The organism is Agrobacterium sp. O3.4 (assembly GCF_041414895.1).
In the GTDB taxonomy this organism is placed as follows: Bacteria; Pseudomonadota; Alphaproteobacteria; order Rhizobiales; family Rhizobiaceae; genus Agrobacterium; species Agrobacterium cucumeris.
In genome coordinates this window covers 90,012-102,679 of the sequence record NZ_JALPZP010000004.1, presented here as the reverse complement: position 1 = coordinate 102,679, position 12,668 = coordinate 90,012, and the positions used below count along the sequence as shown (strand labels likewise).

Here is a 12,668-nt window from a genome sequence, read left to right as displayed (position 1 = left end):
TGTTGCCTTTGCTGATGCCAGTTTATGCATCGATATGGAGGCGTGGCAACAGCAATTTTCGCGGAAAGTTGGAGGGCTTAATATTATGAAAAATAAGACTTTTCCTTCAGCATCCCGAGGACCGCCAAAGGCATTGCGCGCTCTTTATGCGCCGTTCTTGAACGGGTTTGCGTGGTCGTTGCGATGCGGGGCATCGTTCAAAAAAGGGAGAGAGGCTGCAATACTTTCTGAAGTGGTTCACCGGTCCTGAAATCTGTTTCGGTCTATCGGATCACACACTAGCCTTCGCGGCCTGGAAAATTCAATGAAAATAAACGAGGCGGCGTCGTGACCGCTCCCGCTCTGGGTGGTGAGCGCGGAAAAAAGGCCCAGATCGTTGCAAAAACCGATATTTACGTCGGGAAAAAAGGTTCCGTCGTCATCTCGCCGGCGCGGATCGTCACGCGCGTATTCGGCGGAACAGCGCACCACGGGGTGCAATCGAAGGAAAAGGGTTCCGAACTCAGTGCAATTCCCTCATCCAGCCCACGCCAGTAAAGCGTCGGTGGCTTGTCATCGCTGGACCAGCGGAAAGCATGCAGGCAATCACCATCCATCAGCACGGCACTGAACCGCAGCGCTGAGGAAACGCCGGCAGCGAGCATCTTTTCCTGACAGAGGCGCAGGGCGGTGGAAATGGCGCGGATGGGGTCTGCGACAAGGCCGTGGCCGGCGGCGATCAGGAAGATCGCTTCGCTGTCGCCGGTGCCGCGTCGCGACGCATAGATATCGTCGGGTATGAGAGAATCGATGTCGCGCCTTATCTGTTCGTAACCGCCGATCTGGCCGTTATGCATGAACAGATATTGCCCATGGGCAAAGGGGTGGCAATTGGCGCGGGAAACCTCGCCTGACGTCGCGGAGCGGACATGAGCCATGAACATGCCCGAGCGGAGCTGATGGCAAAGTGCGGCCAGATTGGCGTCGGACCAGGCGGGTCTGGTATCGCGAAACACGCCGGGGGTGCCGCGCTCGCCATACCACCCAAGGCCGCAACCATCGCCATTAACGACGGTCTTTGCTTCCCGTGCGGCCATGGACTGGCTGACCAGCGATGCTTCCGGCTCGATCAGCAGACTGTCGAGCCAGACCGGTTTACCGGAATAGGCAAAGAGGCGACACATTCATGCGGCTCTATTGAAGGCCTTGTTTCCGAGCGCGAAACCGACGGCGGCCTTCGCGTGAATGGCGGTCGAATCATAACCCGGTAGCGGCAAAGCGTCGGGGTTGATCAGCAGCGAAATTTCAGTGCAGCCGAGAATGACGGAATCGACACCCAGTGCACGAGCCTTCTCGATGACCGCGAGATAACGCTCGCGCGAGCAGGACTTGATCTCGCCCTGGCAGAGTTCGCCGAAGATGATGTCGTGGATCGCAGTCCGGTCTTCCGCATCGGGCACAACCACATCAACACCGTGGCGGCGCATGCGGTCGGTGTAGAAACCATGTTCCATCGTGTAGCGGGTGGCGAGCAGCAGCGGCTTGCGGCGGCCATCGGCCTTCAGGGCTGCAGCGGTTTCGTCGATAATGTCGATGAGGGCGACGCCCGACATCTTCTCAACGGTTTCTGCGACGAGGTGCATGGTGTTGGTGCAGATCAGCACACAATCGGCGCCGGCATTGGCAAGGCGCGCACCGGCAGCGCCCAACAGCGCACCGGCCTCATCCCAGCGATCGGCCTTCTGCAGGGCGACGACTTCGGAAAAATCGAGCGAATGCATGACGATATCGGCCGAGACCAGCCCGCCGCGGCTATCGCGCACGGCCTCGTTGATCATGCGGTAATAGGTTGCGGTGGATTCCCAGCTCATGCCGCCGATCAGACCGATGCGTTTCATAAGAGTTCCCTTATCAAGTTTGATTGAAGACAAGAATGCCATTGCAAGGACGAAAACGGCATGCGTTTTTTTAGAGATTTAAATGCGCGCATGCAAATAGAAGGCGTCTGATAGGTTTGGTGTGCAAATTTCTTGCGCTGTTGCGTTAACCAGTGCATTCTTTGGCGATGATTGATGACCGTGATCGCCGAATCCTTGCGATTCTCCAGGAAAATGCCGAAACGCCGCTTGCCGATATAGCGGAGGAGGTGTCGTTGTCGTTATCCGCCTGCTCGCGGCGCGTCACGCGCCTGCGTGCGGAAGGTTATGTGACGGGCACGATGGCGCTGCTCGACCGGCGAAAGATCAACCTGCCGACCACGGTTTTCCTGCTGGTGAGAACCGGCCTGCATGCTGAAGACTGGCTGGACCAGTTCCATGCCGCCGTCAGCACCATACCTGAAATCGTCGAGGTTCACCGGCTGACTGGCAATTTCGATTATATTCTGAAGCTGGTGCTGCCGAATGTCGAATATTACGACACGGTCTACAAACAGATCCTGCGCCGCGTTCAGCTCTACGATATGTCCGCCTATATCTCCATGGAGACGGTGAAGCTGTCGTCTTCCCTACCGACAACGCATATCTGAGAGATCATTGGTGCCTTATCAGCGCGCCGCCTCGAAGCGGACGCCGAAACGGAAACTGCAGGTCTCGCCCGGTTGAAGTGTCACTGCTGCCGCCAGCTCCGGCTGGTTGAAGGCATTGGTGGGCATCTCCACCGGCTCGAGCGCGATGGATTTTCGCCTGTCACGGGCCAGCGTATCGCCGGTAAAGACATGCATGTGGCCACGCTCCTGCCACACCGTGAGGCTCGAACCATCGTGCCGGTTTTCGATCCGGGTCTCGTAAAGCCCGTTTTCGGATGCGATCAGGTCGGTGAAGCAAACATCCAGCACATGGCCTGCCACCGGCGCATAGAGAAAACGAGTATCGTCCCGTTTGACTATTCCTGTCCGTGAATCGCGCAGGGGAATCAAATCATCGTCCGTTTCGATCGCCGTTCGCGAAGGAAGGGTGAGAAGGAGATCGTCGATGGACGCGATGCCAGGCAGGCGGAAATAGGGATGCCAGCCGGCTGCGAAGGGCAAAGGCCGATCGCCGTGATTGATGCCACGTATATCGATACTAACCGCATGGTCGGTAAAGCGATATTCCACCTCGATGGCAAGCCGATAGGGATAGCCGCTGAAATCGGTCGGGGATATCTCGGCGCGGAAGATGAGGACATGGGCCCCATCCTCCTCGAAAGATTGTTCGAGAGCAAAGGGCAGGGCTCTGGCAAATCCGTGGAAGACGAGGGCCTCGTGGGCAAGAACCGGCTTGATGTGGTGCATCTCCCCGCCGAACTCATAGCGGCCGTTGGGAATGCGGTTGGTGAAGGGCGCAAGAATGCCGTTTCTCACACCGTTCTGTGATTGCATCTCCGCCGGCGTCAAATAGCCGTCGACAAGGTTTTCGCCATCGCCATCGCTGTCGTCACCGTCGGCAGGCCGCGGCCGCCAACTCAAAAGCGTAGCGCCCTCATAAGCGATCTCGGCGCTGAAGCCTTTGCCGGAAACGGTAACAGCGGCAATCCCCGTGCCTGTCGCGGAGGTGGTCATCGGGAAATTGTCCTCTGTATGCATATGTTTGCGATCATCGGGACGACTGTCCCGATTCGCAGATCATCTTCGCTGTGCCGATATTTCGCAATGGCTGGAAGAGGTCGCAGCAAGAACGACCTCCGTTACGTCGAGGTTTGTTTCCCCTATGACGGAACTCAGTCCGGGAAGGTTCGTTTCGCGCCTCTGAAAAATTCCATCAGCGCGGCCTGATCCTCACCGCCCAGTCCCGCCGCAGTCAGCATGCGGTGCACCTCGGTGCAAAGTGCCGTCAAGGGCATGGCCGTGTTGGTGCGTCGGGCCAGATCCTGCGCGCCGTTCAGGTCTTTCACCATATTGTCGATGCGACCGGTGCGGCGATAGTCCTTGGCCACATAACGCGGCATATATTCCTGCAGGATGGCGCTATCGGCCCGGCCGCCCTTCAGCGCCTGCGGTATCTTGGCGGCATCGACGCCGGCATCGAGCGCAAGCTGCGTTGCTTCCGCCACGGCCAGGAAGTTCAGGCCGCAGAGAACCTGGTTGATGAGCTTGGTCGTCTGGCCTGCGCCGCAGGGTCCCATATGGGTAAAATTGCTGGCCACATGCTGCAGCACGCGATGGGCGTCGGCGACGTCCCTGTCGCTGCCACCTGCCATCAGCGTCAACTGCCCTATAAGCGCCTTTGGAGCGCCGCCGGAGAGGGGACTATCCACCCAGCGCAGCCCCTTTTTTGCGGCTTCGGCCGCCAGTTCCTTTGTCGCCTCCGGGTCGATGGAGGACATGTCGATGATCAGCGTGCCGGGCTTTGCGCCCGCCGCCACGCCATCCTTGCCGAAAACGGCGATACGGACGATCTTTGGCGAGTTGAGGCTGAGGATCACGACATCGGAGACGGATGCAGCTTCCGCCGCGGTGCCGGCGCTTTGCGCACCGAGGCTGGTCAGCGCCGCCACCTTCTCCGCATCCAGATCAAAAACCGTCAGTTGATTGCCTGTTTCGATCAACCGTGTGCCGATCGCTCCGCCCATGGCGCCTGCGCCGATCAGGGCGACTTTGTTCTTCTCGGTCATGGTGTTCACGGCCTCCTCCCAAAGTGTCGTGGTGTCGTCGGTCCCATGCCGGATGGCGGCTGCTGCCCGCCATCCGGAATGATGTTTTTAAAGCGAGGCGGTGATGCCGCCATCGACGTAAAGAATATGGCCGTTCACGAAGGACGAGGCGTCGGATGACAGGAAAATGCAGGCGCCGACAAGCTCTTCGACCTTGCCCCAGCGACCGGCGGGCGTGCGCTTTTCAAGCCATGCGGAAAAGGTCTCGTCTGCGACCAGTGCCGCATTGAGCGGCGTGTCGAAATAGCCCGGCGCGATGGCATTGCATTGCAGGCCGTATTTCGCCCAGTCCGTCGCCATGCCTTTCGTCAGATTGCCGACGGCACCCTTGGTTGCGGTGTAGGGCGCGATGCCGGGGCGGGCAAGAGCGGTCTGAACGCTGGCGATGTTGATGATCTTGCCGCGTCCACGGGAAATCATGTGGCGTGCTGCCGCCTGTCCGGCGTGGAACACCGAGGCAATGTTGGTCTGCAAAAGACGCTCGAAGGCGTCCGCGGGAAAATCCTCGAGCGGCGTGCGGTGCTGCATGCCGGCATTGTTGACCAGAATATCGATGGGGCCGACTTCGGCTTCGAAACGGTCTATGGCCTCGCGCACTGCACCGTGGTCTGTGGCGTCGAAGGCAAGCGTTCTGGCGCCCTTTATGCCGGCTGCGGCAGCTTTCAGCTTGGCTTCGTCACGCCCGTTCAGCACCACTTCCGCGCCGGCTTCCGCAAGCCCTTGCGCCAGCGCGAAGCCGATGCCCTGGGACGAACCCGTGATCAGGGCGCGGCGGCCGGAAAGATCGAACAAATTAAGGCCCACTGTTTCCTCCAGTCTCTCGACATTGCATTTGTGCAGGTTTATGTTATCGATAACATTCATCCCTTTCAGGTGTGGATGTCAAGGCTTAAACGCCCGGTTTCGGTACGGATCCGGCGCGGGAGGAGGCCGCAGGGCGGCTAAATGTGGTCTTGTGGCCGCGATCTGGATGCGGAAATTTTTACGCGCCGCAGTGGCGCGCGGTTGAACGGGAGTTGTTGATGAGAGCGATTGTCGCCCACGGGGCAAAGGATGTGCGCATTGAGGAGCGGCCGGAGGAAGCGCCGGGGCCGGGAGAAGTGCGGCTTCGTCTGGCCCGGGGCGGAATTTGCGGCAGCGATCTGCACTATTACAACCATGGTGGTTTTGGCGCGATACGGCTTCGCGAACCCATGGTGCTCGGCCATGAAGTCTCCGCCGTTATCGAGGAGCTCGGTGAAGGCGTTGAAGGCCTGAAGGTCGGTGGTCTTGTGGCAGTTTCGCCGTCCCGCCCGTGCCGCACCTGCCGTTTTTGTCAGGAAGGCCTGCACAACCAGTGCCTCAATATGCGCTTTTATGGCAGCGCCATGCCTTTCCCGCATATTCAGGGTGCTTTCCGCGAGGTTCTGGTGGCGGATGCCCTGCAATGCGTGCCGGCTGACGGCCTGGGCGCCGGTGAGGCGGCCATGGCGGAACCGCTGGCGGTGACGCTGCATGCCACCCGCCGCGCCGGTGATTTGCTGGGAAAACGCGTTTTGGTGACGGGCTGCGGCCCCATCGGCATTCTCTCCATCCTCGCTGCCCGCCGGGCGGGTGCTGCCGAAATCGTCGCGACCGACCTTTCCGATTTCACACTCGCCAAGGCGCGCGAAGCGGGTGCGGATCGTGTCATCAACAGTAAGGATGAGCCCGATGCGCTTGCCGCTTATGGCGCGAACAAGGGTACTTTCGACGTTCTCTATGAATGCTCTGGCGCTGCCGTGGCGCTTGCCGGCGGCATCGCGGCACTCCGGCCGCGCGGCATCATCGTCCAGCTCGGGCTGGGTGGCGATATGAGCCTGCCGATGATGGCGATTACCGCCAAGGAACTCGATCTGCGCGGCTCCTTCCGCTTCCACGAGGAATTCGCCACCGGCGTCGAGCTGATGCGCAAGGGCCTGATCGACGTCAAGCCATTCATCACCCAGACCGTCGATCTCGATGACGCCATCTCGGCCTTCGAATTCGCCTCCGACCGCAGTCGGGCGATGAAAGTCCAGATCGCTTTTTCCTAAGTGCTTCCGCATATTTGTGCGACCCTAACCGGCGGTGGCTAGTTCCACCGCCGGTTTTTTATCGAGAGATTTCAGCCTTAGCAGACCATCATCTATGTTATCGGTATCATAAATTATCTGCGAAAGATTTCCTGGTTCTCCCGGCCTATCCGGCCCAGCATCTGCTGACGTATCGCCAGTCGAGCTGCACATTTTGACGCAGGTCAAAAAGGTGATTTGCCGCCCGTCATTTTTTGCGTTATCGAAATTTCAGAAATTACTGAAAATTCAGGAAACAAAGAAATGCCGACCAGCCTGTCACCACTCGTTCAGTCCTTCGTGCTGCATTTTGGCGAGATGGGCAGCCGCTGGGGCATCAACCGCACCGTCGGCCAAGTCTATGCTTTGCTTTACATATCGCCGCAGCCGCTTTGCGCCGATGAGATTGTTGAGGCGCTTGGCATTTCCCGTTCCAATGTCTCGATGAGCCTGAAGGAGCTTCAGGCGTGGAACCTTGCAATTCTCAAGCATTTTCCCGGCGACAGGCGCGATTTTTTCACGACGCCGGAGGATGTCTGGCAAATTCTCCGCACCCTTGCCGAAGAGCGCAAGAAGCGCGAAATTGATCCCACGCTGAGCGTATTGCGCGAAATTCTGATGGAGACGCCGGAGAACGAAGATGAGCGGCATGCGCAAAAGCGCATCGATGAGATGAAGACGCTGATCGAGCAGCTCACCGGCTGGTATGACGATGTGAAGCGGCTGGAGACGGAGAGGCTGGCCTCCCTTCTGGCGCTCGGCTCAAAGGTCACGAAGCTGCTGGAGGCGAAGGACAAGATCGTCTCTCTTGCAAGACCCCGCGGCGCGAAAAAGGACAGGTGAGGAGATCGGTCATGAACATGTCCGCACAAATCCGCCAGTCGGCCGATAGCGATGGCGCAGACTGTCCTGTGCCGGTTTCGGTCTCACCTGAAACGCCGAGGCGGCGCTTCTTCAGCACTGCCAGCCGCAAGACCACCCGCGACAACACTGCCGTGAAGGCGACGCGCGCACCGGCGGTGGGCAGATCCGTCGCCCTGGTGCATGTTCTGGCGGCCCTGCTCTGGTTGCCGCAGGCGGGCCTGCTGGCCTTTTCCGTCGGAAAAATCGCTGATGGCGAGCCGATGATGGCAATCGTGCCGGCGGCCGTCGCGGTTCTTATTCTGGGTTTCCTGAAGGCTTGGCTGGAGAAAACTGCCGCGAGACTATCGTTTCGTGCTGCGCGTGCGGCGTTATCGCAGCGGCGGCTGGAAGCGCTTCAGGCCGTGGCGAAGGTCTCGCCGCTCGATCTGTCGCGCACGGCTTCCGGCGAGGCGGCAAGTGTCGTGGCCGAGGCGGCGGAATCGCTGGTGCCCTATCTTTCCCGTTTCCAGCCGGCGCGGATGAGGGCGACCATCGTTCCCCTGGTTTTTGTGCTGGTGATCCTGCCGTTTACCTGGATTGCGGCGCTGGTGCTGCTCCTCTCCATGCCGACCATCCCGCTTTTCATGGCGCTGATCGGCTGGCAGGCCAAGGCGGCGAGCGAAAAGCAGCTGGCCGAGACCGGCAATATGAATGCTTTCCTGCTGGATCGCCTGCGCGGGCTGGAAACGATCCGCGCACTGGAAGCTGTCGATCTGACTGCCGGGCGCCTCAGCGCCGATGCGCAGAACCTCAAGACGCGGACGATGGCGGTTCTGAGGATCGCTTTTCTGTCTTCGGCGGTGCTGGAGCTTTTCGCCGCCCTCGGCGTTGCCATGACCGCCGTTTACGTCGGTTTCCATCTGCTCGGTTTTCTTGATTTCGGCGCGTGGGGGCAGAAGCTGACACTTGGCGAGGGGCTGTTCATCCTGCTTCTGGCCCCGGCATTTTTCGAGCCGCTGCGGGAATTATCCTCGGTCTGGCACGACCGGGCGGCGGGGGAAGCAGCACTTGATGCGCTCGACAAGTTGACGCAGGGCGGTGCGACCGTTGCGGGTGAGGGCAGGGATGTGGCGTTGGCAACATTGCCCACCCCCGGCACGGTGGAGATGGACGATCTGTCCTTTGCCTATCCAGCCTCACAGCCCGTGCTCCGCAATTTCAATCTCCGCATTCGGGCGGGCGAAACGGTAGCGCTTCTGGGGCCATCTGGTTGCGGCAAATCCACCGTCCTGTCGCTGATCGCCGGGCTGGCTTCGGCCGGAAGCGGCACGATAAAAATCGGCGGCATCGCCCTTGATGACAAGACGGCTGATACAATTCGAACATCCATCGGCTGGATCGGCCAGAAACCGTTCTTTTTTGCCGGTTCGCTTAAGGCAAATATCTATTTCGGTCGCCCCGGCATTACGCGGGATATGGTCGAGACAGCGCTTGAGCAGACAGGTCTCGAAAGACTGTCATCCGCCCGGCAACATCTGCTTGTCGGCGATGCCGGCCATGGCATTTCCGGTGGTGAAGCGGTGCGACTGGCCATTGCGCGCGCCGTTGCCGATCCCGCGACACGCCTTGTTCTGGCTGACGAGCCGACGGCGCATCTGGACCGGGAAACCGCCGCTCTCATTACGGAAAACCTGCTGCAGCTGGCAAAAGGCAGGACGTTGATCGTCGCAACCCATGATCCGGTGCTGGCCGCGCGCATGGACAGGGTCGTGGATATGGCGGCGATCCATTCGGGGGATCGGTCATGATTGCGCGTTTTGCCATATTGAAACCTGTCATTGCCCTGTTCTGGTCGGCGCGTCGCGGCATGCTGCTCGCCGGCACGGTTCTGGCCGCAACCACGGTGCTGGCGGGCATCGGCCTTCTCGGTGTTTCCGGCTGGTTCATCACCGCCACTGCCATTGCCGGTCTGCTTCCGGCAACGGCCTATGCATTTGATGTCTTTATGCCTTCGGCAGCCATTCGTCTTCTGGCGCTGTCGCGCACCGCCGCCCGGTACGGCGAGCGCATGACCACCCATGAAGCGACGCTCTCCGTGCTCGCGGCGCTGCGCGAAAGGCTGTTTCGCGGCTTTGCAGCGCCGCAGGCGGCGCAAAATCTGGAAGCGAGGCCCGCCCGCCTGCTGAACCGGTTGACCGCGGATATCGACGCGCTGGATTCGCTTTATCTGCGCGTGCTGGTGCCTGCCGCCGTCGCGGTCCTCGCGGCTGTCGCAACCGGCATAGGGCTTGCCTTCCTCAATCCGCTTGCGGGCATTCTGGCGGCGTTCTTTCTCATTGCGGCAGGGCTCGGCATTTCGGTGCGCTCCGCCCTGCGGGCAGAGAAATTCTCGCGCCGGCGGGCAATCGGGCTTGAAGCCTTGCGTGCCCGCACGGCGGACCTCGTCAACGGGCAGACGGAATTGCTCACGGCAGGTCGCCTTTCCGCGCAGGTCGCGGCAGTGAGGCGCGCCGATGACTATCTGCTTTCCTGCGACCAAGCCTTGAACCGCATCGAAACGAATGCCGGTTTTTCCTTCGGGCTTGCAACGGCGGTCCTTCTGAGCGCGGCTCTGCTCGGCATGGCCTGGCTGGCGGAGCAGGGAACGGTCAGCGCGCCGGCCGCCGCGCTCGGGTTGCTCGTCTGTTTTGCCGCGCTGGAGCCTTTCACGGCGTTGCGCCGCGGCGCGATGGAACTCGGCCGTACATTGTTTTCCGCAAGGCGCATCGCGCCGCGCCTTTCAGTGCCGGCCGAGGTCCGTTGTCCGGCTTTGCCCGCCAGCGGCGTGGCTGCCGAGCTTGAAGGCGTGCGTCTGGAACGGCACGGCAACGACCAGCCGGTCCTGACCAAGATCAACCTTGCCATTGCCGCTGGAGAAAAGGTCGCGATCATCGGCCCGAGCGGTGCGGGCAAGACCAGCCTCATCCAGCTTCTGGCGGGTGAATTGCAGCCATCGGCAGGTACTGTCCGCGCCTTGCCCTCTTCGCTCATGACACAACGGAGCCAGCTTTTCCGCGACAGCATCGCCGATAATCTGAGGCTGGCGAAACCCGCTGCGACCGAGCGCGAATTGTGGGACGTCCTTGACGCCGCAGGCCTTGCCGAACACGTCAAAACCCTGCCCGCCGGGCTGGAGACGAGGCTTGGCGAGGCGGGGCAGGGGCTCTCCGGTGGCCAGTCGCGCCGGCTGGCGCTTGCCCGTTTCCTGCTCATCGACAAACCGCTCTGGCTTCTCGACGAGGTGACCGAGGGACTGGACGGCGAGACGGCCCGCGATGTGCTCAGCCGGCTGTTTGCGAGGGCCGAAGACAAGACTGTCGTGATGATCACCCATAATCGCCGCGAGGCCGAATTCACTGACCGCATCATCGTGCTGAAAGACGGGCGCCAATTTGATGAATGTCAAAGCGGGACGCCGGAATACGACGTAGTGCTGCAAACATTACGCCGGGACTGAGTATTTTTCGGGGCTGGCGTGATTTCGTAACAGAAGGCCGGCTTCCCATAAAGGTGGGGTAAAACCATGGAACTCGACATCGTGGCGCTGTCGCGCCTGCAATTCGCGGTTACCGCTTTATATCACTTTCTGTTCGTTCCCCTGACGATCGGGCTGTCGGTGGTCATCGCCATCATGGAAACGGTCTATGTCATGACCGGCCGGGTGATCTGGCGGCAGATGACGAAATTCTGGGGCACGCTGTTCGGCATCAACTTCGTGCTGGGTGTTTCAACAGGCATCGTCATGGAGTTCCAGTTCGGCATGAACTGGAGTTATTACAGCCACTATGTCGGTGATATTTTCGGTGCTCCGCTGGCGATCGAGGGCATGATGGCCTTCTTTCTGGAAGCCACCTTCGTCGGCCTGTTCTTTTTCGGCTGGGACAAGCTGTCGAAACTCGGCCATCTCGTTGCGACATGGTGCGTGGCGATCGGCTCAAACTTCTCGGCGCTGTGGATATTGATCGCCAATGGCTGGATGCAGAACCCGACGGGTTCGGCTTTCAACCCGCAGACCATGCGCATGGAAGTGACGGATTTCGCCGCGGTCCTGTTCAACCCGGTCGCACAGGCGAAATTCGTTCACACGGTTTCCGCAGGTTATGTCACGGCCTCCATCTTCGTGCTCGGCGTTTCCGCCTGGTATGTGCTGAAGGGGCGCCACGTCGATCTCGCCAAGCGGTCGATGACAGTTGCCGCCTCCTTTGGTCTGGCGTCCGCGCTGTCGGTCGTCGTGCTGGGTGACGAAAGCGGTTATCTCTCCACCGAACACCAGAAGATGAAGCTCGCCTCCATCGAGGCCATGTGGGAAACGGAACCGGCACCGGCACCCTTCACGGCAATAGGTTTCCCCAATCAGGAAGCGCGCGAGACGCATTTCGCGGTGAAGATCCCCTGGGTGATGGGCCTTATCGGCACCCGTTCGCTCGATACGGAAATCCCCGGCATCAACGATCTGGTGGAACAGGCAAAGACCCGTATCCGCGACGGCATCAAGGCCTATGACGCGCTGATGCAGATACGCGCCAGCGGCAAGGGCGCGCAACTGCCGGAAGAGGTGAACGGCACGTTCGCCGAACTCGGCCACGAGCTTGGTTATGCCCTGCTGCTCAAACGTTATGTCGACGATCCGCGTCAGGCGACAGAAGAGCAGATCGCCAAGGCGGCGGCTGATACGATCCCGCATGTGCCGACCCTGTTCTGGGCCTTCCGTATCATGGTCGGTCTCGGCATGTTCTTCATCGTTTTGACGGCGACCTTCTTTTATCTTTCAGCCCGCCGGCGGCTGGACCGTTATCCGCTGTTGCTGAAGGTGGCCGTCTTCGCCATTCCGCTGCCGTGGATTGCCGCCGAAATGGGCTGGGTTGTGGCCGAGTTCGGGCGTCAACCGTGGATCATCGAGGGCGTACTGCCAACGGCGGCGGCTGTTTCGAGCCTTAGCGCCTCGACGGTTCTGATTACGCTTCTGTGTTTCATCGCCATCTACACGGTGCTGTTCATCGTCGAGATGGGGCTGATGCTGAAGGCGATCCGCAAGGGGCCTGATCCGGACCATGAGCCGGAAGCGCCGCTCGTTCCTGAAAAACTCGTCGCTGCGGAGTAAAC

At 60.3% G+C, this 12,668-nt stretch carries 11 protein-coding genes; 6 read left to right on the top strand and 5 right to left on the bottom strand.

Annotated features, from left to right (window positions below; translation table 11 throughout):
• Positions 1 to 392 precede the first annotated feature (392 nt).
• Together M0412_RS19405 and M0412_RS19400 are read right to left on the bottom strand one after the other, a co-directional pair.
• Positions 393 to 1,163: a class II glutamine amidotransferase gene (locus M0412_RS19405; protein WP_269701645.1), complete on the bottom strand. Its 771-nt coding sequence runs from the start codon at positions 1,161 to 1,163 to the stop codon at positions 393 to 395.
• Positions 1,164 to 1,877 (bottom strand): aspartate/glutamate racemase family protein, encoded by a 714-nt coding sequence (locus M0412_RS19400; RefSeq protein WP_269701647.1) that lies wholly within the window; start codon positions 1,875 to 1,877, stop codon positions 1,164 to 1,166.
• Positions 1,878 to 2,044: 167 nt separating this feature from the next.
• Between M0412_RS19400 and M0412_RS19395 the strand changes: the two genes are divergently transcribed.
• On the top strand, positions 2,045 to 2,506 hold the full coding sequence (locus M0412_RS19395) for an Lrp/AsnC family transcriptional regulator (protein WP_142842464.1): 462 nt from the start codon (positions 2,045 to 2,047) through the stop codon (positions 2,504 to 2,506).
• A gap of 18 nt (positions 2,507 to 2,524) precedes the next feature.
• On the opposite strand, the gene M0412_RS19390 is transcribed toward M0412_RS19395, so the two are convergent.
• The 3 genes from M0412_RS19390 to M0412_RS19380 form a co-directional block, all read right to left on the bottom strand.
• On the bottom strand, positions 2,525 to 3,520 hold the full coding sequence (locus M0412_RS19390; RefSeq protein ID WP_269701650.1) for an aldose 1-epimerase: 996 nt from the start codon (positions 3,518 to 3,520) through the stop codon (positions 2,525 to 2,527).
• Positions 3,521 to 3,678: 158 nt separating this feature from the next.
• Positions 3,679 to 4,572 carry an NAD(P)-dependent oxidoreductase gene (locus tag M0412_RS19385; protein WP_269701794.1) on the bottom strand — a complete coding sequence of 298 codons (894 nt, stop codon included), beginning with the start codon at positions 4,570 to 4,572 and terminating at the stop codon, positions 3,679 to 3,681.
• Positions 4,573 to 4,659: 87 nt separating this feature from the next.
• A complete protein-coding gene (locus M0412_RS19380) occupies positions 4,660 to 5,415 on the bottom strand; it encodes an SDR family oxidoreductase (RefSeq protein ID WP_142842462.1) in 756 nt (251 codons plus the stop codon).
• Positions 5,416 to 5,633: 218 nt separating this feature from the next.
• Between M0412_RS19380 and M0412_RS19375 the strand changes: the two genes are divergently transcribed.
• The 5 genes from M0412_RS19375 (at position 5,634) to M0412_RS19355 (ending at position 12,666) form a co-directional block, all read left to right on the top strand.
• Positions 5,634 to 6,665, top strand: coding sequence for an L-idonate 5-dehydrogenase (locus M0412_RS19375; protein WP_269701653.1), 1,032 nt, complete (start codon positions 5,634 to 5,636; stop codon positions 6,663 to 6,665).
• A gap of 282 nt (positions 6,666 to 6,947) precedes the next feature.
• The gene (locus M0412_RS19370; protein WP_269701655.1) at positions 6,948 to 7,526 is read left to right on the top strand and encodes a GbsR/MarR family transcriptional regulator; all 579 of its coding nucleotides are present in this window, start codon (positions 6,948 to 6,950) and stop codon (positions 7,524 to 7,526) included.
• Positions 7,527 to 7,543: 17 nt separating this feature from the next.
• Positions 7,544 to 9,334 carry a thiol reductant ABC exporter subunit CydD gene (gene cydD / locus M0412_RS19365; RefSeq protein WP_269701796.1) on the top strand — a complete coding sequence of 597 codons (1,791 nt, stop codon included), beginning with the start codon at positions 7,544 to 7,546 and terminating at the stop codon, positions 9,332 to 9,334.
• Positions 9,331 to 11,022: a thiol reductant ABC exporter subunit CydC gene (gene cydC, locus M0412_RS19360; RefSeq protein ID WP_269701657.1), complete on the top strand. Its 1,692-nt coding sequence runs from the start codon at positions 9,331 to 9,333 to the stop codon at positions 11,020 to 11,022. The genes cydD and cydC overlap by 4 nt, the downstream gene beginning before the upstream one ends.
• 66 nt (positions 11,023 to 11,088) lie before the next feature.
• Positions 11,089 to 12,666, top strand: coding sequence for a cytochrome ubiquinol oxidase subunit I (locus tag M0412_RS19355; protein WP_142842458.1), 1,578 nt, complete (start codon positions 11,089 to 11,091; stop codon positions 12,664 to 12,666).
• The last annotated feature ends 2 nt before the right edge of the window (positions 12,667 to 12,668 follow it).